Here is a 22,117-nt window from a genome sequence, read left to right as displayed (position 1 = left end):
GTCTTTCCTGATGTCTTTTGCTCTTCCTCTTGGACTTGAACCAAGGACCCTCTGATTAACAGTCAGATGCTCTAACCAACTGAGCTAAGGAAGAATTTTCAATCTTTCAGCGGCTTGTTGTATGCCTTTCTGAAATTGCACTGCAAAAGTAGAGGTTCTTTTTGAAATATGCAATATCTTTGCAGAAAAAATTTGAAAAAATGAATACGATAGGCTTAGGAAACGCTTTGGTAGATGTTTTACTTCGGTTAGATAGTGATGATGTGCTTGCAGAAGTGGGTATAAAGAAGGGGGCAATGGATATGATTGGTCAGGAACAGATGATCGCTATCCGTAAAACACAGGAACGGTTGGAGAAAAGCCAGGCTCCGGGTGGCTCTGTTTGTAATACGATGCGTGCAATGGCTTGCCTGGGTGCAAATACCGGTTTTATAGGAAAGATCGGTACGGATGCGGTTGGTGAATATTATGAAAAGGCGTTGCAGGATGCGAACGTGTCTCCTTATTTTATAAAGACAGAGGGTATTTCGGGCAGTTGTACCGTATTGATCTCAAAAGACGGTGAACGTACGATGGGTACATTCCTTGGTCCGGCTCCGACGATTACGCCGGATGAAATAAAGGAGGAGATCCTTAGCCGGTATAATTGTATATATATAGAAGGATATTTGTTGGTAAACGAAGAGTTGGTTCGTACTACTATGCAAAAAGCAAAGAAACTGGGATTGAAAGTGGCCCTTGATCTTTCTAATTTTAATATTGTAAATGCATTCAAGGGATTGCTGGATGATATTATTCCTGAATATGTAGATATTCTTTTCTCTAATGAAAGTGAAGCAGAGGCTTTTACCGGTCTGAAAGCAGAGGAAGCGGTAAAGGTTCTTTCCGGAATGGTAGAGGTCTCTTTGGTTACTCAGGGTAAGGAAGGAGCGTTAGTGGGAAGTAAAGGACAGGTCATTGCCGTTCCGGCAGAAGGAGGCAAGCCGGTCGATACAACCGGAGCAGGCGATCATTTTGCTGCCGGGTTCCTGTATGGGCAATCTGTGGGAGCTACATTGGAACAGTCGGCCCGGATCGGTTCGCTTCTGGCCGGATATATTATAGATGTGATCGGGGCTCAGATCCCGGATGACAAATGGGAACAAATAAAGTTAAAAGTAGATGCGATATTATCCTGAAAAGGGTTTTATGTATACATTTACATCGTTAATTAACTAAATATTCTATGTTTAAGAAGGTACGACGAGAAAGATTGATAGGTTTGTTTTGCTTATTGCTCCTGGCTGGGAGTATTTTGCCGGGACAGGCTCAGAAAGATAACCGCTTTGAAGTAAGTAAGAACCTGGACATTTTCAATGCTTTGGTGAAAGAGGTCGAAATGTTCTATGTGGATTCGGTGGATGTTGAAAAAACAGTCCGGAGAGGGATCAATGCCATGTTGAGTGGTCTGGACCCTTATACTGTCTATTATCCGGAACAGGATATGGATGAACTGAAAATAATGACTACCGGCGAATATGGCGGTATCGGTTCTTATATCCGTGAGCGGAAAGAAGGGGGAGTGTATATCATTGAACCTTTTGAAGGTATGCCTGCTGCTTTGGCGGGTTTGAAAGCCGGAGACCGCATCCTGGCTATCGATACAGTCGATACGAGCAATAAAACATCCAGTGAAGTCAGTGAACTGCTGAAAGGAGTGCCCAATACAAAAATGGTATTGAAGATACAGCGTCCGAACGAAAAGAAACCCCGCGAAGTGGAACTGGTCCGTAAGCAGATTCTGGTAGACCAGGTTACTTATTATGGTGTTCGTGGCGATGGTGTCGGTTACATCTATCTGAAAGGGTTTACCGATAAGAGCGCACAGGAAGTGAAAAATGCTCTGGAAGATTTAAAGAAGAATCATCAGATAAAATCATTGATCCTGGATTTACGGAATAACGGAGGTGGTTTGCTGGAAAGTGCCACTCAGATCGTTGGTATGTTTGTCCCGAAAGGGAAAGAGGTAGTATCGACCAAAGGCAAGGTTAGCCAGTGGGACCGTACTTACCGTACATCCAATGAACCGATCGATACGATTATGCCGATGGCAGTCCTGATCAATGGCAATTCGGCCTCTGCTGCCGAAATCGTTTCCGGCGCATTACAGGATATGGACCGTGCCGTATTGGTGGGCCAGCGTTCGTATGGAAAAGGCTTGGTACAGTCTACCCGTGAACTTCCTTATGAAGGGCGTCTGAAAGTAACAATGAGTAAATATTACATTCCCAGCGGCCGTTGCATCCAGCAGATGGATTATTCCCACAGGAAAGCGGACGGCAGTGTGGCTGCTATTCCGGATAGCCTGACATCTGTATTCTATACATCGAAAGGGCGTCCTGTCCGTGACGGTGGCGGTGTACGTCCGGAGTTTGAAATAGAGGAAGAAGAGATGCCGACTATCATGTATTATCTGGTGACCGATTTTGTCCTGGTGGACTTTGTTACGGATTGGGCACAGAAACATAAGACAATTCCTTCTGTGGAAGAGTTTACTGTTTCCGATGAGGATTTTGAAACATTCAAAAACTATGCGAAAGAAAAGAATTTCACTTATGACCGTCAGAGCGAAAAGATCTTGAAAAACCTGAAAGAAGTAGCCCAGTTAGAAGGCTATACAGACAGGGATTCAACTATTTTCACTGAATTGGAAGCCCGCTTAACTCCAAATCTGGACCGGGATTTCGACCTTTATAAGGATCAGATTAAAAAGTTACTGGCTTCGGAGATCGTAAAACGTTATTATTTCCAGAAAGGCGAACTGCTTGAAAGCCTGAAAGATGACGAAGTACTGGATAAAGCGATCGAAGTTCTGAGCAACCCGGAATTATATAGCAAGACATTAAGCACCCCGGAAGAAGGAGAAACCAAACCGGCTGACGAAAAAGCTGATTCGTCGACCAAAGGAGGTGATATAGCTTATGTATTTGATCAGACTGTAGGATAGAATCTATAAGACCGATATATTGAGGGAGTAAACAAAATTGTTTATTCCCTTTTTTTATTTTGTGAAAAGGATTTCTGGCTTTCTATTTGAATTTAATATGCAGAACAACCAATTCGGATACAGTCCCTACCCGGTAAGGAGGGCCGGCTATGCCTATGCCGGAAGATACATAAAACTGGGTCGGACCTTTTTTATGATAACCGTAGGGGCATTCATAGATCAGTTTCATTAACAGGGGATAGGGCCATAACTGCCCGTTATGGGTATGTCCGTGAAGTCCCAGATCCACACCGTTCATGGTCATTTCTGCAAATGACCAGGGTTGATGGTCCAGAACAATAATCGGTTTGGTAGTATCGATGTCTGCCATTAACGTATGTAAAGCCTGCCGTTTTTTATTGATATAATCGTCTCTGCCGATCAGGTAGAAGGTTGAATCCGGTTGTACGACCGAGTCGATCAGATGTACGGCTCCGGTTTTTGCCAGCCAGCGATATTTGGCAAAACGGTTGGCGCGGTATTCGTGGTTGCCGTTTACAACGTATACACCCAGCGGTGCTTTTAGTTGCTGTAAATCATCTTCTATATGTTCCATCTCGGCAAAACGGGATTCGTAATCCATAATGTCGCCCACCAATACGACCATATCCGGGTGTTGGGCGTTACTTAGTGCGACATAGCTTTGGACCAGCTTTTTACCGATCACTTCGCCGATATGCAAATCGCTCATCATAACCACAGTCAGGCTGTCGCGGTCGCTGCTCCCTTTGGGCAGAGTGACATATACGTCTTTGACTATCGGGTAGGCGACGGTCAGGTAGGCTTTCACCATCAGGCAAGATACTCCGGCTATAATTACAAAAAACAGGGTTAACTTAGTCTGTTTCCAATGTTGTGTCAGCCATTGGGGAAACCAATGGAAGAAACGGTCAGATAGTCTGAGCACTTCCAGCGTCAGCAATGAAAGCGTGATATAGACGGAAGCAATATACCAGGTGTTGCAGATATATTGGATCGTGGTCATTATATGATCCGGCAATTCCTTGCGGAAGAAAAATCCGAAGAAATAAATCGCCAGTTCCAGTATAAAAAATAATGTATAAGGAATACGCCAGCTTTTTTTAGCCGGTATTGCCTGATAGCCCCTCCAAAAGATATAGGGATTCAGTAACAATTGTGCTACTATCGATTGAATAAAGACTTTCATACCTGTTTGCCTTGCGGGGCTTTATTTGAATGCAATATTGAATACCACCATCTCGCTGTTCGTTCCGATCCGGAAAGGAGGTCCCCAGAGTGATAAGCCGGAAGATACATAGATATGGCTGTTACCCCATTGTCTGTATCCATAACTTTGCTCGAACAAGCGGTCTGTCAGCAGGTTCATCGGCCAGATTTGTCCTCGATGTGTGTGTCCGCTGAATTGAAGGTCTATGCCGGCTTTCTCCGTTTCCTGCAGGTCATACGGCTGATGATCCAAAAGAATAACAGGTTTATCCGGGTCAATGTTTTGCGATAAAGCCTGAAGGGATAAGCGTGACGGATTATGACGGTCGTCACGTCCGGCTATCTGAAGCCCGTTAGGGAGTGTAACCACTGTGTCGCGTAACAGTTTGATCGGGGTCGATTGGATAAAATCAACGCTTTTCTTTATTCCGCTGATATATTCGTGGTTTCCCGGAACCATATAAATGCCTTGCGGTGCTTTCAGTTGCGAAAGCTCTTCCTGCATATTCTCTGCATAAAGAGGCGTTACGCTGTTGTCTATCAAGTCTCCTCCGATCAGGATCAGGTCCGGTTGTTCGGCATTGATCATGCTTACATATTTCTTCAGCTGTGCTTTGTTCGTGCCGTAACCCAGGTGGATGTCGCTTATGGCGACAACTTTCATCGGTTGTTGATTACTGTTGACAACCTTGTTGATAACTATGTTGAAAACTTGTGTCTTCGGATGTTGATAATGATAATAACCGTAACTTAATAGGCTGAGCGTCAGTAGGAGAGATATGTAAAACCCATATTTAAAACTCCCGTTGAAAAGTTTGAATATATCGAACGCAACCAGGAATAATACCATATACAAAGTAAAAACCAGCCAGCCGGTTCCCACTTCGTGTATGGTATGTGCCATCACATCCGGATATTTTACATTCCTTGCCAGCATACTGACTACGAATGCAAGTGCACAACTCCAGAATAGAACTGTCAGAAGCACCTTTACGCCGAAAGGCTGGGCCACAAGCGTCTGTGCCCCTCTGATAAATATATAAATATTCCCTGCAAAGTAAGCGCAAAAAAGAGCGATGAAAATTGTAGGCATTTTGTCAAATTTTCGGCAAATGTACATAATAATCTTCAATTCATTTGTGAAAAAAGGTTTTGGCGTATAAGTAGAAAAATGTTTCACATCTGACAATGTCTGATTTATTTCGGATAACCAACCGGGTTATTCATCATCAATACCTGGCTGTCCGTCAGCTTGAGAATTTTTTTCAGTGCGGCCTGATCCATGCTTGCTCTCGGTACTGTAGACAATCCTATGCCAGCACAACATAAGTTTATATTTTGTGAAACGATACCGGCATCCATTGCCGCCATCAGTTTTGTGTGATTCCCGACATTACCGAAACGGGAAAGATCGGATACCAGAACAAGACAAACGGGAGCATCTTTAACAAAATCCTGTCCTCCTCCAACGGCAGCACGATGATCTCCCTTTGCTATCGGATTCAGTGCATGGGCTTTTGCATCATATAGATAAGCGCCATCTTTCATAACTACATAAACGTCAATGTCCTGTTTGTTCAAAGCCGACGGGGCCGTGCGTTTTCCGTCTGTACGGTTAATGCCGTTGGCAGCCCATAACAAATCTGAAAGATCCTGTGCGCTTAGTTCTTTCGCAGCATATTCGCGGTCGGAATGACGGTCGGAAAATGCTTTCATAACAGCTGTCCCGCGAGCCTTGTCCGGGGCATTGAGTTTAATGACTTTAAGATCCTGTGCATTCATAACGGAAATGAATAATAAAGCGGTTAAAATGATTGAAATCTTTCTCATATCTATATTTATTAATAGTAATTCCTACAAATTTAAAACAAATTCATCTAATCGAACAGCAAAATACATCTTTTACAAATCTTTAATCCTGCTAAATACGAAGGTTTCGTAGAAACTTATACATTTGCATCGGGTTTACACTATTTTTTAAGTAATAAATATAATAAATCAATCGATAACCTCTAAATTCTTTAAATTTGATGAAAGAAAAACTGCTCTACTTAGTATTGGTGTTGATGATGACTGTGCCTTTGTGTGCGCAGAACCAGAATGCCGCTGATTACACGATCAAGGGACAGGTAGTTGATTCCCTGTCTAATGAAACAGTTCCTTATGCCACGTTGAGTATCGCTTTGGCAAATGCGCCCCAGAAAGCGATCAAACTGTTGGCCTGTGATGATGATGGAAAGTTTACCACCACATTAAAACAACCCGGTACATACATCATGTCCATGCAATCTTTAGGAAAGCTTCCTGCCGTAAAACGCTTTACATTGTCTGAAGGTAAGAAAAGCTTGAATCTGGGTAAGTTGTTTATGAACGATGACACCCAGCAATTGAAAGAAGTGACGGTCACTGCCCAAAAACCATTGGTAAAAGTTGAAATTGATAAAATCACTTACAGCTTAGAGGATGACCCGGAAGCTCAAACTAATAATACGTTGGATATGCTCCGTAAAGTACCTATGGTTACTGTTGATGGGGATGATAAAATCCAGTTGAAGGGGTCTTCAAACTATAAAATTTATATGAATGGTAAACCCTCAAACTTGCTGAGTGGTGAAAATACTTCGGACGTCCTGAAAGGTATGCCGGCAAGTTCTATTAAGAATATTGAAGTGATTACGGATCCGGGGGCAAAATATGATGCTGAAGGTATTGGCGGTATTATCAATATTATCACAACCAAGAATGCATTGCAGGGTTATACCGGTACTGTCCGGGCAAATGCCAGTACGTTGGGACGTATGGGCGGCGGTGGATATCTTTCTGCTAAAATAGGAAGCCTTGGACTTACTGCTAATTATAACTATAATCATAATAATTCGCCGTGGAATGATTCCTATTCGACCCGTGAAAATATGATTAAAGGGAAAGAAAGTATAATGAATCAAACCGGACGTAGTAAAAGTAAGGGGCCATTCCAGTTTGGTTATTTGGAAGCCAGTTATGAAATAGATACATTGAATCTGATAAGTGTGGGGGCAAACCTTTTTAGAGGTAATATGACTAATCTTTCAGAATATTCGGTAGAAATGCTAAACCAAAATCCAGATAAAGCTTATCATTATAACCGTAATAGTAGTTCTAAATCAACTTTTGGTTCAACAGACTTAAATGTAGACTATCAGCACTCTACCAGTAAAAAAGACGAACTACTAACGTTATCGTATCGTTTCAGTAATTCACCGAATGATAATGAGGGACGTTCTGAATTATTCAATATGTTTAATTTCCCGGATTCTATTCTTTATCCTCAATGGAATATTAATGATGCGTCAACAACTGAGCATACAGCCCAAGTGGACTATACGACTCCTATTCGAAAAAATCAAACATTTGAAGTTGGAGGAAAATATATTTTCCGTCAAAGTGATAGTGAAACATTACGGCAAATTTATGATCAGATATCCTCTGCTTGGAGAGATAGCTCTGAGGCGAATAGCGATTTTAAGCACACCCAGCATATTTATTCAGGATACTTGGGGTATGCTTTGAAATTTTCAAAATTTGGATTAAAGGCAGGAGTACGTGCAGAAGGAACTAGCTTGTCGGTGAAATATGCTAACGCACCGGAGCAGAATTTTAGTACAGATTATTTTGATGTTGTGCCTAATGCCACTTTTTCTTATCAGTTGAACATGTCTCAGCAATTGCGAATTGGTTATAATATGCGTATTCAACGTCCAGGTATCTGGTATCTGAACCCTTATGTAAATACAACTGATCCAGAAAATATCTCTTATGGTAATCCAAATCTAGATTCGGAGAAAAGTAATAATGTGAACTTTAATTATAGTATGTTCTCGCAAAAAATTAATATTAATGCCAGTGCTAGCTATACGTTTGTAAATAATGCAATTGAACGTTATACGTTTGTAAATAATGACGGTATTGCTGAAAGTACTTATGGAAATATAGGAAAACGTCAGCAAGTAGGAATGTTCGTTTATGGTAGTTGGAATCCGGTACCTTTATTCCGTATTTATTTGAATGGTGGTGTAAACTATACAGATATGAAAACTAATGCTTCTGAAGCAATGGATTTAGCTAATAGTGGATTTAACGGACGTGTATATGCAGGTTCGCAATTTACTTTACCGAAAGACTTTACACTGGGTGTGAATGGAGGCTACTCTTCTCCTTGGATATCTTTACAGGGAAAAGGATCTTCCTATTATTATGTGGGATTTTCAGCAAATAAGAGTTTCTTGAAGAAGAAACTGACTATTTCACTAAACATAAATAATCCGTTCTGGAAGACGATCGAGTTTAATAATACAACATCAGATCCGACATTTAGTATGCGTTCTGTAAATAAATGGAGTGCACGCGATTTTCGTATAGGTATATCTTATCGTTTTGGTACATTAAAAGAAAGTATCAAGAAGGTTCGTCGCGGTATCAGTAATGACGACCAGAAGAGCGGCGGAAATAGTAGTGGTGGCGGTGAACAGAGCATGTAATTCAGATATAAATATTTATACTGTGTTATAATGTTATTGAAATATTAACCTTGTTTATCAAAGTGTCTTCGTTTGTGCTATTTGATGTTAATGCAGAGAAATAATATTGGATTGTCATTTGAATTATAGCAAAAAATGCTTAGATTTAACACGATATTATTATATGTTTAATTAAAAATCTAAGACGATGAGGAGCAAGAAGTGTTTTATGAATTGTTTGTTGATCATGACTGTTATGATCTTTTGTTGTGCGTCATTAAGTGCTCAACTAAGAATTGAAGGTGCTACGGATGTTGTAGAAGGAACGACAGCAACGTATCGTTTAGTAAATTTGCCTTCCAATTATACTAGCATTAGTTGGAATACAAATGGATCCTCTTTTGGTGGAGATGAATATTTAAGAATTACATGGAATTATCCTGGTCAAGGATATATAAATGTAGTGGTATATACGAGTGAAAAAACTTATTATGCCGATTTGACAGTTAATATTAGACGGAAAAATTTTTCATCTAAAGAGAAAGAACAAAAAGATTACAATGATGAAAATCGTTTAGACACTAAAGTTCTGAAAATAAATAGAGATGAATAGATGTTTTGAAACAGAATTGGGTTTCGACATTATTTCATAGTCGTTTACTAGAACTTAAGTTATAATATGATTAAATTAACATTTTTGTAATAGAAAATTTATGAGAAAGGATTAGATTTATTTTAATCCTTTCTTTTTATTTTTCGCGATATGCTCATTTATTTATCAATTAGAGTTTCCTAGAGCCATTTAGGATACAATATGCGAATTGATGTTTGGGTATCTAGTTATTTATTGTTGCTCTTGGGTTTTACTTCCTGGTTTACTGAATCATAGTCTATTCGTATATATATCTTTTATGAGCTGAGATACGATAATTGCACAACAAAAGTGCAAAGAACGGTACTTTTGTGCACTTTTGTTGTGCAATATGTTGAGGGTGTATAATCTGAAGGATACATCCTCTTTTTTGTTTTCCTACTATCCATTTTCATTTACCAGCCTTACTAATTCTAATTACTACGGCAACTAATCAATGGTTGATAACCATCAACCGAACGGTTCATAATTATCGGCCGATTGGCTCATAATTATCGACCAAACGGCTGACAATTATCAGCCGCTAAATAGATAGGGTGGAAAATCATCTAACATACTATAGATGAGTAATGAAGAACAGTATGAAGATTCGATGTAAAGCTAATGAATTTTTTACTGTCCGCTATTCATAAAAAGGCATATTTGGACAAAAAAGTACCTTTTCTTAGACAAAAAGTGTCTTTCCTATCGAAAGGTTCGTTTTATCTTTGTTACCGGAATCAGAAATAAATAACATGAAACACATTATTATTGGTTTGTTGCTGGTACTTTGCAGCACATTTACTTATGCATCCCGTAAGGAGATACTTTTGAATAACGACTGGATGTTCCGTTTCTCGCATCAGGTACAGAAGAAGAGTGAACAAAGAGTCAATCTGCCTCATACATGGAATAGCGGTGACGCCTTATCCGGTAAACAGGATTATTACCGCGGAATGGGTAACTATGAAAAAACTCTTTTCGTAAAACCCGAGTGGAAAGGAAAACGTTTGTTTCTCCGTTTTGAAGGCGTCAATACAATCGCAACGGTTTTTGTTAATTCTGTTTGCCTGGGTGAACATCGGGGTGGCTACGGAGCGTTTGTTTTTGAAATAACAGATAAGGTGCAGTATGGTGCCGAGAATAAGATATTGGTAAAGGTGAATAATGCCTTGCAACTGGATATCATGCCGTTGGTCGGTGATTTCAATTTCTATGGCGGCATTTATCGTGATGTAAACCTGATCATTACCGATCCGGTGAATATTTCATTGACCGATTATGCTTCTCCCGGAGTTTATCTGATACAAAATAATGTAACGAAAGAACAGGCGGATGTGAAAGCTAAAGTCTTGGTTTCAAACGGTTCGTCTACGGCAAAACCGGTACAGGTGAATGTGAAAATCTGGGATGGAAACAAGATTGTGCAGCAGCAGGATATAAATCTGACTGTAGATGCGAATCAGATACATACCGCAGGATTGGAATTTTCTATTAAAAATCCTCATTTGTGGAATGGGCGGAAAGATCCGTTCATGTATCGTACGGAAGTGACATTGCTGGCTGACGGACAGGAAATAGATAAGGTAACTCAGCCGCTGGGCTTGCGCTTTTATCATGTAGATGCGGAAAAAGGTTTCTTCCTGAACGGGGAACATTTGAAACTGCACGGAGTGTGCCGCCATCAGGACCGTGCCGAACGCGGAAATGCATTGTATAAAGAACACCATGAAGAAGATGCTGCCATTATTGCCGAGATGGGAACGAATGCGATTCGTCTGGCTCATTATCCGCAGGCTACTTATTTTTATGATCTGATGGATAAATATGGTATCGTTGCCTGGGCGGAAATTCCTTTTATTGGTCCGGGCGGTTATCAGGACAGGGGATTCAACGACCTGCCTTCTTTCCGCGAAAATGGTAAAGAACAGTTGAAAGAACTGATTCGTCAGCACTACAATCATCCGTCCATTTGTTTCTGGGGATTGTTCAACGAACTGAAAACACATGGTGATAATCCGATTGAATATATCAAAGAGTTGAATGAATTGGCTCATCAGGAAGATCCGACGCGTCCGACAACGGCTGCCAGCTTCCTGTCGTACGATAGTGATATCAGTAAAATAACCGATGTGATTGCCTGGAACCAGTATTTCGGCTGGTATGGCGGTTCTCCTTCGGATATGGGAAAATGGCTGGACGCCAATCATAAGGCGCATCCGGATTATAAGATCGGTATCAGTGAATATGGTGCCGGGGCAAGTATCTATCATCAGCAGGACTCTATTAAACCTGGTGTTGCTTCCGGTTGGTGGCATCCGGAAAACTTCCAGACTTTCTATCATATGGGTAACTGGGAGGCTATCGCAGAACGTCCGTTTGTGTGGGGATCATTTATCTGGAACCTGTTTGACTTTGGTGCCGCTCACCGTACGGAAGGCGATCGTCCGGGAATCAATGACAAAGGTCTGGTTACTTTCGACCGTAAAGTGAAGAAGGATGCTTTCTATTATTATAAGGCGAACTGGAATAAGGATGACAAATTCGTTTATATTGCTAACCGTCGTCATCGTGACCGTGATACGAAAGTGACCGATATAATGGTATTTTCTAATCTTCCCCAGGTTGAATTGTTCGTAAACGGAAAAAGTATAGGTGTACAGGGAGCGGATAATTATGCCACCTTTGTTTGGAATGGTGTAAACCTGAAAGACGGGGAAAATACAATTGAAGTGCGTGGCATACAGAAGAAAAACAACATAACTGATACAGTAAACTGGACTTGTAAGTAAACATAATAGATGGTTTTTTTCTACTGAATTGTAGTTCTTGCAAAAAGAATGGTAATTTAATAAAGGTTATTGGGAATTATTTAGTAGGAAAGTCTTTATGGGATAAGGTGTTAGTGATTAATGCCTTATCCCTTTTTATTTTTGTGAATATAGTTCTGTGTGGACTATGTCTTTCATATTTAACTAAACAGAACGGGACAAAAGTAGCAGATTGTATAAAATATAAACATACATTTTTGTCTAATAGATATGTATAAATTGTCCATAGCTGAAAAATTAACAGATGTATAATAGGTTGTATATAAGCCAAGTATATTTTAACCGATTGTTTCAGTTAGTAAGATATCTCTAAATTCAGCCGAATGAAGAAGGGTAGAAATACAAGATAAAAAAAGATTGTTATTATTCTATTGGCGATTATCATCGTTAATATTATGCTGAAAATTTCTCCTGTCATTCTCCTATGATAATCACTGCTCTCCAATTGAAAAATAGAATCTGTCAAAACTACTATCTACGTTGTGAAAACTAATATTTGACTCTAAAAAAACAATGATTCTTGAATAATAATAGTCCATAGTCCACACAGGACTATTTCATTTGGTAGAAACGAACAAAACTAAAATTACTGCACATTTAAGTCGACAAGATTTAGTGTGCGCAAACAAAATCAATTTATTAACTAAATCTGGTGTTATTATGACGAAGGATTTTAATCGTTATTATTTTTCAAGACAGATGTTTATAGGAGCTACGATGTTCCTTGCATCTGTGGGAGTTGCTTCGGCCAGTCCGACAGCTCTGGGAATGAATGTTCCAGAATCAGATGTTTTCATGGCTTCTCCACAGCAAGCACAGAAAACGGTGAGTGGAGTAGTAGAAGATCAGTTTGGTCCGGTTGCCGGAGCAAATGTAGTTGAGAAGGGAACCACGAACGGAACCATTACCGACATGGATGGTAAATTTACGTTGAATGTTTCTCCTAATGCAGTTCTGGTTGTTTCTTTTATTGGTTATACGGAACAGCAAATTACAGTAGGTAACCAAACTTCCTTCAAAATCCAGATGAAGGAAGACTCCCAGGCATTGGATGAGGTAGTAGTTGTTGGTTACGGTACGCAGAAGAAAGTGAATTTAACAGGTTCTGTTTCTTCCGTAGATTTTACAGAACAAGCAGCCAGCCGTCCTATTACAAACGTATCATCAGCCCTGGGAGGTCTGTCTGCCGGTTTGCAGGTTATGCAAAGCAAAGGTAATCCGACCGACGACGGTGCTACGATCCGTGTTCGTGGTACAGGTACATTGAACAATGCCAGTCCGTTGGTTTTGGTCGATGGAATGGAAGCCTCGATGGATGCTGTCAATCCGCAGGATATTGAGACGATTTCTGTATTGAAAGATGCTGCATCGGCTGCTATTTACGGTTCACGTGCTGCCAACGGTGTAATTTTGATCACAACGAAAAAAGGTAACCGTGAAAAGATCCGTGTAACTTATTCGGGTACTTTCTCTATGGCTCAGCCATCTAACCTGCTCGATTTTGTAACGGATTATCCTACGCATATGCGTTTGATCAATGAAGCCAAATTCAATGAGGGTTACAATGATGTATTTTCAGCAGCAACAATCGAAGCCTGGGAAGCTGCCAATGCAGATCCGAATGGCCTGAATGCAAACGGTGTTCCTAACTGGCTGGCTTATCCGAATACGGACTGGAACAAAGAAATGTATAAAAATAATCTGGTTCAGGACCATGTCGTGTCCGTGAACGGAGGAAGTGAAAAGGTTACATTTTTATTGTCTGCCGGTTATATGGATAACCCTGGTTTGGTGGAAAACACCGGTTTGAAACGTTACACATTGCGTGCCAACGTAGAAGCGAATGTAAACAAATGGTTGACCTTGGGAACCCGTACATATGCTATTATGAACGATAAGGATCAGGGTAATTACGCTGATACCGGTATGTTGAACTTTATCCGCCAGACTACCCCGGGTTTGATTGGCATGTATGATGGAAAAATGGGATATAAGGAAGCAGCCGAAGAAAGTTCTACCGCTAATAATATTTGGGCATATCTGAAACAGACCGACGGACAGAACCGTTCTTCCCGTTTTAATACAACGATGTATAGTAAGATCAAGTTTATGGAAGGTCTGAGCTGGGACTTCAACTTTAATTACGGACGTCGTTTTGACGAATATAACTCACATACAGTTCCGTTGGCCCGCTATACCTTCAGTAATGGTGAGATTGCTTCTACAGCAACGACTCCGGACCAGATGACGACAACCTGGAAGTCGTATGCAGAAGAAACATATACGCTTGAAAATATCCTGCGTTATGACAAGAGCTTCAAAGGTGGTCACGATTTGAATGTAATGGTTGGTTACAACGAATATTTCTATAAACAATACGAGCATAAGCAACAGAAAAAGGGTTTGATAGACCCGAGTATCAGTGTTCCCGATGCAGCCACAGAAATGCAGACCAGTACCGGTACGGCGAAAGACGAAGCACTTCGTTCTGTATTCGGCCGTTTGAATTATGCTTATCTGTCTAAATATCTGTTTGAGGCTAACTTCCGTTATGACGGTTCTTCCCGTTTCAATTCCGATTCGCGTTGGGGTATCTTCCCGTCATTCTCTGCTGCCTGGCGTCTGTCTGAAGAGGAATTTATGAAGAATATCGGTTGGTTGTCTAACCTGAAAATCCGTGCTTCCTGGGGACAAATAGGTAACAACCGCATTACAGATAAGGATGGTTACCAGGACTATTACGGTTATCAGGCTACTTATAAGACTTATAATTATTCTTTCGGAGGGGCTCAGGCTGCTGCTTTGGCACAGAACAGGATCGGTAACTCGCGTCTGGAATGGGAAAGCACGACTGTTACGAACTTTGGTGTGGATGCCGGTTTTCTCAATAATCGTTTGACAGCTGAGTTGGACGTATATAATAAGGTAACGGATGGTATCCTGACAACTCCGAACCTTCACTTGACAATGGGTATTAAGACTCCTCCGACCATGAATACGGCCGAGGTTACGAACCGCGGTTTTGAATTGACTGTAGGCTGGAAAGACCATGTAGGTGATTTCAATTATGCTGTTTCTACCAATTTCTCTTACAATCATAATGAGGTAACAAAATACCTGGGTAAGTATGAAGCCGGTTGGGTAGAGAAAGACGGTAAGAAAGTATGGCAATCGAATATCGGTGATGTATCTGTGGATAAAGATAAGGGACGTATCGTAGAAGGACATCCGATCAAAGAATATTATACATTGAATACTTATTCCGGTAATGGAACCCATTTTAACAGCGATGGTTCCGTAAATATAAATGGTGGTCCGAAAGATGGTATGATCCGTACGGAAGGTGATATGAAATGGTTGAATGCCATGATAGATGCCGGTTACAAATTTATGCCAAACCAGAGTGTCGGTCGGAATAATATCTATTACGGTGATTTGATTTATGCGGATTTGAATGGCGACGGTATTTATGGTAGTTCTTATGATTATGACTTCCAGGGATCTTCAGCTATGCCTAAGTTCGGTTATGGTATCAATATCAGTGCCAGTTGGAAAAACTTCGATTTAAGTATGTTGTGGGCTGGTAACGGTGGTTTCAAACTGTATTGGGAAGAAGATCCGTATAATAGTGTAGCAATCAGAAATGGTTTTGCTACATCTGAGCGGGTTGCAAATGATCATTACTTCTACGATCCTGAAAATCCTACTGATTCGAGAACCAATCTGAATGGTTATATTCCCCGTTTGGTAGAAAACTCGAAACAGAGCCGTCAAACCAGCAATTATTATTTGTACAACGGTACTTATATGAAATTGAAGAATCTGACAATCGGCTATACATTGCCTGTAACTCTGACAGAAAAAATTTCTGCAGAAAGGGTTCGTGTATATCTGTCTGGTGAAAACTTGTTTACCATAACATCATTCCCCGGTCAGGATCCTGAAATGGGGGCAACTACAAACTATCCGTCTTTACGCCAGTTTGCTGCGGGTATTAGTGTTACATTCTAAAAAAGAGAAAAGACAATGAAATTAGTAAATAAAATATTAGTTGTTACAGCTGTTGCTTCGGTTATGACAGCTTGTAAACCTGATTTGTTGGATACGAATCCATACGATAAGGTAGGTTCCGGAGCCATGTGGGGAAATGAAACGATGTGTGATATGGGTGTGAATGGTATCTATGCCACATTGCGCGAGGCAAAGGTTGCACATGAAATGTTTACACAAGACGCTATGGGATTTGCCGGTCAGGCCCGTGATCCTCAGGATTTGTTGAATGGAACAATTACTGCCGGCAATAGTTTGTTCTCTGATACCTGGAAACAGTTGTATGAAGGAATTCACCGTGCAAATGATGCCATAGCCCATTTACCGGAAGCTCCATTGGATGATGCAAAGAAAGATCGTTTGATCGCTGAATCCAAATTCTTGCGTGCTTACTATTATTTCCGTTTGAACCGTGTATTCCAGGGTGTTCCTGTTTATCTGGAACCGGTGGAAGACAGCGAGTGTACCAATGGACGTGAAACGGCTGACAAAGTATGGGAAGTTATTATCTCCGACTTGAACGACTGCATCAACAGTGCTAATTTGCCGAATAAGTATGCGAAAGGTGATGCCAATTATGGTCGTGCAACGAAAGGTGCGGCATATGCTTTGCTGGGACAGACATATATGTGGATGAAAGATTATGCAAAAGCGGAAGCTGCTTTGCGTAAAGTCGGAGATGTTGGTTTTGCATTGTTTCAGGGGGATTACAAACAACTCTTCAAAACAGATAATGAACAATGTGATGAGATGATTTTCTCGGAACAGAATATTGGTATCAAAGATTATGGTTCCAAAACACAATTCTGGTTAGGTTCACGTGTTTCTTTTGGTTCTTGCTGGAATAGTTATCTGCCGAGTGTAAACTGGGTGGAATCATTTGAATGTGCAGACGGTAAGCCGTTTAACTGGAATGACTTCCTACCGGGATATAATGAGATGACTCCTAAAGAACGTGTGGTTTTCTTCCTCCGCGATACTGTCGGTGAGTGGGATACTTATTCGGAAGATATAAAATCAAAACTGCGTGCAGGTTTTGAACTGGCCGTGAAAAATGGAGCTGATATGTCTAAATATCTACCTTCCGGAAATGAAGCCCGTTTGCGTAAAGCCTACGAAAATCGCGATCCTCGTCTGGAAGCGACTGTCATTACTCCGTATGCTGAATATAACGGGGCAATCGGTTCAAAAGAATATACTTATACCTTGCGTTGGCCGGCAACCAACTCGGATGAAGTCGAACCGTATGACCTGAGAACGGATAGCCAGACTTTGTTCTACTATCTGTATCGCAAATTTGTTGCGGAAGGATCGTCTGAAACTCCTAATCGTGAATATTGCCCCTGGGATTATCCGTTGATCCGTTATGCAGACGTAGTCTTAATGTTGGCAGAAGCTATCAATGAACAAGGCTTTAAGCAGGAAGCTGTTGATTTGGTAAACTCTGTACGTGAGAGAGCCGGTGCTGCATTATTGCAGACAACAGATGCCGGTAAACCTACTTATGTAAGTGGCCAGGAAAATATGCGTACCCGTATCCGTAACGAACGTCGTTGGGAATTATCTTTGGAAGGTGTTAACCTGTATGACGAAATTCGTTGGAGAACGATCGGTGACTGGTGTAAAACTGGTGATGGTTCCAAAGAAATCTGGGGTACTGTCGTAAATCCGTTCTCATGGGGTGGAGATTATCTTTATACCTGGGCTATTCCAAGCACGGAATGTGAAAGAAATAGCAATCTGGTTCAGAATGATGGTTGGATAAACTAATTATCGAGATCTGTTCTACCGAATAGTTACTCTGTTAAAAGAATAATCCTTAAACAGGAATTGTAAGAAGTTCTTTTGATGAGGAAATGTTTATGGGATAAGGTGTTATTGATTAATGCCTTATCCTTTTTTTTGTGGAGAGTATAGTTCTAGCTGGACTATGTCCATATCATGAAACAAAAATTATCGGCTTTAGAGTCACAAATCATATGATATGTATACATACACTTTTGACAAAAATGGGCTCACTCTTTGTGTATTAAAAAAGAAGAAAAACAGTAGTTAAGAACTGTCTATGGAAATAGTTCACTTATTATGATTAGTTAACACTTACTATTGAAATCCTAATTTTGAGAAATGAATCATCTATTTCTACCTATCAGAATTTCAAAATTTCTTGCAATTTAATCATAATATATGATATAAATTCAATGACTTCTCTAAACTACTTTGTTAATTCTTTAGTAATGCAAAATAAGTGAGCGCTTATTAGTCAGTTGTGTATGTTAACGTATCATATTATTTATTACTTATGTGCCATACATTTTTGTTTCATGATATGGACACAGTCCAGCTAGGACTATTTCCTTTTTATGTGAAACGAACGGGCTAAAATTCTTGCACAACAAGTTGCAGTGATTTGGTGTGCGCAAACACAATTTATTCATTAACTAAATCTGGTGTTATTATGACGAAGGATTTTAATCGTTTTTATTTATCAAAACGGATGTTTTTAGGAGCAACTATGCTTTTGACATCTGTGGGGTTGGCTTCAGCCAATCCGGGAATAGAGATTCCCGTTTCCGATGCGCTTGTTGCTTCTCCTCAACAAGCGAAGAAGAAAGTAACCGGAACAGTTGAGGATGCTTTAGGCCCGATTGCCGGAGCCAATGTTGTCGAAAAGGGCACAACTAACGGAACGATCACTGACATGGACGGTAAATTCAATCTGGAAGTTTCTCCTAATGCTGTTTTGGTTATAACTTTTATCGGGTACGTGGAACAACAGATCCCTGTAGGAAACCAAACGTCATTTTCTATTAACCTAAAAGAAGACTCGCAAGCGTTGGAAGAAGTGGTAGTAGTTGGTTATGGTACGCAGAAGAAAGTGAACCTGACAGGTTCGGTAGCATCCGTTAGTGCGGAAAAAATAGCCAACCGCCCGGTGATGAACCTCGGACAGGCTTTGGTGGGCGCGGCTCCAGGTGTACGCGTTACTCAAGGAAGTGGTAACCCTGGTGACGAAAGTATCGGTATCCAGGTGCGTGGCCAAGGTTCATTCAACAATAGCAGTCCATTGGTATTGGTCGATGGTGTTGCTGCTGATATGGCTCCGCTGAATACGGATGACGTTGAAAGCATCTCAATCTTGAAAGATGCCAGTGCGGCGGCAATCTATGGTTCACGTGCAGCCAACGGTGTTATTTTGGTAACAACCAAAAAAGGGAAAAAAGACGAAAGCCCAAGAGTGACTTTCAATGCTATGTTTGCACAGGAAAAGCCGATTACCGATTTTAAATTGATGTCAAGTACGGCCGATTTCATGGAGTTGCACAATATTGCTAAGCTGAATGCCAACCCGACTGCCAATACACCAGATTATAGCCTTGAAAGTATTGAAGAATGGCGTCAAGCTGATTTGAATCCGAACGGAATCTATACGAATCCTGTTACAGGGCAACAGATTCCAAACTGGTTGGCATACCCGAATACAGACTGGGCACAAATTTTGTTTGAACCCGCCTTTTATCAGAAATATGGTGTCAATGTGTCGGGAGGTAGCAAGAATACCACTTATCTGCTTTCGCTGGGTTATCAGAATAATCCGGGTACATTGGATAATACAAGCATGGAACGTTTCAATATCCGTGCCAATATAGAAACAAAAATAGCAGATATCATTACTTTCGGAACACAAACCTATGGAACCAAAGAGTTCAAGGATCCGGGAAGTACGTCTATGACTTATTTGCTTCAGGCATGGCCCGGGCAGACTCCTATCTATGATGGCAAGTATGGATGTAGCGAACATCCGGAAGTAACCCAGAAGGATAATATTTTGCAAGGAGTGGCAGCCAATGGAGGACAGAATACATATACACGTCTCAATACGACATGGTATGCCAACGTCGAGTTACCTTTGAAAGGTTTGGTAGCCGAAGCCAAATTCAACTGGAGCCAGTATAGCCGGCAAGACGAACATTACTCTCAAAACCTGCCTCGTTATAGTTTTCGCGAGAGTTTTGAAACACCGAAAGAAGGATTGGGTGTCTTGGATCAGGCTACGACTTATCGTTATTCGTATGAATCGACCAGTTATACGGCTGACTTGATGTTACGCTATAACAATACATTCGGGAAACACGATGTGGCAGGTTTGTTCGGTTATGAGCAGTATCGTGGTGAAACTACAGGATTCAGTGCAACAAAGAAAGGTTTGATAGATTGGAGTATTACTGATATAACATCTGGTGCGGAAATGCAATCCATTGGTGGTAGTGCCAAGTCGGTGAATGCTATATTATCTTATTTCGGACGTGCAAACTATGCTTATGATAACCGTTATTTGTTTGAATTCAGTTTCCGGTCAGATGCTTCTTCCAAGTTTGCTCCCGGACATCGTAGCAGTTTTTTCCCATCCGGGTCTGCTGCTTGGCGTATCAGTGAAGAATCTTTCTTCGAACCCGTCAAAAATGCAGTTAACAATTTGAAACTTCGTGTTTCTTATGGTTCGTTGGGTAACACCGTAGGGGGTAATTATGACTGGCAAGCTTTGTATAAGAAAGTGAACAATGTGTTTGACGAAAGAGTACAAAATGGTTTGATACAATCTTCTATTCAAAACCTGGCACTTTCTTGGGAAAAAGTGACCACTTATAACATCGGTTTGGATGCCTCTTTCCTTAACCAACGTTTAAGTTTGGAAGCTGATTTCTATTTGCGAAAGACTTCGGATATTCTTACTAATTCCATTATGTATAAAACAATGGGTAGTATCAGTGCTCCTATGTCAAACACAGCCAGTTTGTCTAACCGTGGTCTTGAACTGAACTTGGGTTGGAACGATCAGATTAAAGATTTCCGTTATGGCGTAGGGATCAACTTGGCTTTCAATAAGAATAGAGTAACCGATTTTAAAGGCGAATTGCGGTATGAGTTGGATGAAGATGTCAAAGATATCTGGGGTAATCCGACAATGCGTTATACTAATTTGGCAGATGTTTCTACCGGAGGTGATACCCGTCGTGTAGAAGGACACATGATAGATGAGTTTTTCTTGCGTCGTCCTTATTCCGGTGACGGTTCTTATAAGTTGGCCGACGGTAGTGTTAATCCGAATGGAGGACCTCGTGACGGTATGATTCGTACGAAGGCCGATTTGGATTGGGTGGCTGCGATGTTGGCTGCCGGATATACTTTCAATAATAATTTGAAACAAATTAATTCGAATGGTTCCAATTTATGGTATGGCGACTTGATCATGGCCGACTTGAATGGTGATGGTAAATATGGAAATGATGATGACCGCGAATTTACCGGTAAGAGCTCGACTCCGAAGGTTACTTTGGGCTTTAATATCAATGCCTCTTGGCGTGGTTTTGATTTGAATATGATGTGGTCAGGACGCTTTGGCGGTTATCATTACATTAATTCGAAAGGAGCAAATGGATCTATGATTACTAATACCGGTGATGCTTTGCCTGGCGATGCTTGGAACAGATATTATTTCTACGATTCGGAAGCTTCACATGCTGGCATCATTAAAAATGAGCAGGGCGTTGTCATCGGTTCTTCCTACGATCCTGCAGCTGACCCGAATGCCCGAATCTCTAACGAGTATCCTCGTCTGCTTACTTCCGGTGGTACTACCCCTTCAAATACATTCTATTTGTATAATACGTCGTTTGTTAAGCTGAAATCATTACAAATCGGATATACATTGCCTAAGAAGTGGGTTGCACCTGCAAAGATCAATAATTTGAGAGTATTTGTATCCGGAGAGAATTTGTTGACTTTCAAATCCGATAGATTCCCAGGCGTAGACCCTGAATTGGGTGGCTCGCTTGCCGCATACCCGATTGCACGTATGTTCTCAGGAGGTCTGTCTGTAACCTTTTAATTAAAA

The 22,117-nt window shown here is 40.9% G+C and carries 11 protein-coding genes and 1 tRNA gene; 8 read left to right on the top strand and 4 right to left on the bottom strand.

Annotated elements, in window-relative coordinates:
- Nucleotides 1-20 precede the first annotated feature (20 nt).
- Nucleotides 21-94, bottom strand: a tRNA-Asn gene (locus tag HMPREF1535_RS04330).
- A 106-nt stretch (nt 95-200) separates the two neighbouring features.
- Between HMPREF1535_RS04330 and HMPREF1535_RS04325 the strand changes: the two genes are divergently transcribed.
- Both HMPREF1535_RS04325 and HMPREF1535_RS04320 read left to right on the top strand, forming a co-directional pair.
- On the top strand, nt 201-1,178 hold the full coding sequence (locus HMPREF1535_RS04325) for an adenosine kinase (protein WP_046145391.1): 978 nt from the start codon (nt 201-203) through the stop codon (nt 1,176-1,178).
- Between the two features lie 47 nt (nt 1,179-1,225).
- A complete protein-coding gene (locus HMPREF1535_RS04320; RefSeq protein WP_046145390.1) occupies nt 1,226-2,986 on the top strand; it encodes a S41 family peptidase in 1,761 nt (586 codons plus the stop codon).
- Between the two features lie 82 nt (nt 2,987-3,068).
- On the opposite strand, the gene HMPREF1535_RS04315 is transcribed toward HMPREF1535_RS04320, so the two are convergent.
- From HMPREF1535_RS04315 to HMPREF1535_RS04305, 3 genes are all read right to left on the bottom strand, one after another.
- Nucleotides 3,069-4,193 (bottom strand): metallophosphoesterase, encoded by a 1,125-nt coding sequence (locus HMPREF1535_RS04315; protein WP_046145389.1) that lies wholly within the window; start codon nt 4,191-4,193, stop codon nt 3,069-3,071.
- 21 nt (nt 4,194-4,214) lie between these two features.
- Nucleotides 4,215-5,306, bottom strand: a complete 1,092-nt coding sequence (locus HMPREF1535_RS04310; protein WP_046146396.1) for a metallophosphoesterase — start codon at nt 5,304-5,306, stop codon at nt 4,215-4,217.
- 104 nt (nt 5,307-5,410) lie between these two features.
- Entirely contained in the window at nt 5,411-6,043 is a 633-nt protein-coding gene (locus tag HMPREF1535_RS04305) for a SagB/ThcOx family dehydrogenase (protein WP_046145388.1), read from the bottom strand.
- 200 nt (nt 6,044-6,243) lie between these two features.
- On the opposite strand from HMPREF1535_RS04305, the gene HMPREF1535_RS04300 reads away from it, so the two are divergent.
- From HMPREF1535_RS04300 to HMPREF1535_RS04275, 6 genes are all read left to right on the top strand, one after another.
- Entirely contained in the window at nt 6,244-8,730 is a 2,487-nt protein-coding gene (locus HMPREF1535_RS04300) for an outer membrane beta-barrel family protein (protein ID WP_046145387.1), read from the top strand.
- Between the two features lie 187 nt (nt 8,731-8,917).
- Nucleotides 8,918-9,322: a hypothetical protein gene (locus HMPREF1535_RS04295; RefSeq protein WP_046145386.1), complete on the top strand. Its 405-nt coding sequence runs from the start codon at nt 8,918-8,920 to the stop codon at nt 9,320-9,322.
- 773 nt (nt 9,323-10,095) lie between these two features.
- On the top strand, nt 10,096-12,132 hold the full coding sequence (gene lacZ4 / locus HMPREF1535_RS04290; RefSeq protein WP_046145385.1) for a beta-glucuronidase LacZ4: 2,037 nt from the start codon (nt 10,096-10,098) through the stop codon (nt 12,130-12,132).
- Between the two features lie 699 nt (nt 12,133-12,831).
- Nucleotides 12,832-16,182: a SusC/RagA family TonB-linked outer membrane protein gene (locus HMPREF1535_RS04285; protein ID WP_046145384.1), complete on the top strand. Its 3,351-nt coding sequence runs from the start codon at nt 12,832-12,834 to the stop codon at nt 16,180-16,182.
- 15 nt (nt 16,183-16,197) lie between these two features.
- Nucleotides 16,198-17,991 (top strand): RagB/SusD family nutrient uptake outer membrane protein, encoded by a 1,794-nt coding sequence (locus HMPREF1535_RS04280; RefSeq protein WP_007655038.1) that lies wholly within the window; start codon nt 16,198-16,200, stop codon nt 17,989-17,991.
- A gap of 688 nt (nt 17,992-18,679) precedes the next feature.
- Nucleotides 18,680-22,111, top strand: a complete 3,432-nt coding sequence (locus HMPREF1535_RS04275; RefSeq protein ID WP_046145383.1) for a SusC/RagA family TonB-linked outer membrane protein — start codon at nt 18,680-18,682, stop codon at nt 22,109-22,111.
- Nucleotides 22,112-22,117: the final 6 nt, after the last annotated feature.

The organism is Parabacteroides goldsteinii DSM 19448 = WAL 12034, assembly GCF_000969835.1.
Taxonomy (GTDB): Bacteria; Bacteroidota; Bacteroidia; order Bacteroidales; family Tannerellaceae; genus Parabacteroides; species Parabacteroides goldsteinii.
The sequence above is the reverse complement of the archived record's forward strand: the minus strand, read 5'-3'. Positions and strand labels throughout refer to the sequence as shown.

Excerpts from the sequence above, each read along its gene's own strand:
- HMPREF1535_RS04300 (WP_046145387.1), top strand. The coding sequence starts at position 6,244 with ATGAAAGAAAAACTGCTCTACTTAGTATTGGTGTTGATGATGACTGTG.
- HMPREF1535_RS04305 (WP_046145388.1), bottom strand. The coding sequence starts at position 6,043 with ATGAGAAAGATTTCAATCATTTTAACCGCTTTATTATTCATTTCCGTT.
- lacZ4 (WP_046145385.1), top strand. The coding sequence starts at position 10,096 with ATGAAACACATTATTATTGGTTTGTTGCTGGTACTTTGCAGCACATTT.
- HMPREF1535_RS04275 (WP_046145383.1), top strand. The coding sequence starts at position 18,680 with ATGACGAAGGATTTTAATCGTTTTTATTTATCAAAACGGATGTTTTTA.
- HMPREF1535_RS04280 (WP_007655038.1), top strand. The coding sequence starts at position 16,198 with ATGAAATTAGTAAATAAAATATTAGTTGTTACAGCTGTTGCTTCGGTT.
- HMPREF1535_RS04315 (WP_046145389.1), bottom strand. The coding sequence starts at position 4,193 with ATGAAAGTCTTTATTCAATCGATAGTAGCACAATTGTTACTGAATCCC.
- HMPREF1535_RS04320 (WP_046145390.1), top strand. The coding sequence starts at position 1,226 with ATGTTTAAGAAGGTACGACGAGAAAGATTGATAGGTTTGTTTTGCTTA.
- HMPREF1535_RS04325 (WP_046145391.1), top strand. The coding sequence starts at position 201 with ATGAATACGATAGGCTTAGGAAACGCTTTGGTAGATGTTTTACTTCGG.
- HMPREF1535_RS04295 (WP_046145386.1), top strand. The coding sequence starts at position 8,918 with ATGAGGAGCAAGAAGTGTTTTATGAATTGTTTGTTGATCATGACTGTT.
- HMPREF1535_RS04310 (WP_046146396.1), bottom strand. The coding sequence starts at position 5,306 with ATGCCTACAATTTTCATCGCTCTTTTTTGCGCTTACTTTGCAGGGAAT.
- HMPREF1535_RS04285 (WP_046145384.1), top strand. The coding sequence starts at position 12,832 with ATGACGAAGGATTTTAATCGTTATTATTTTTCAAGACAGATGTTTATA.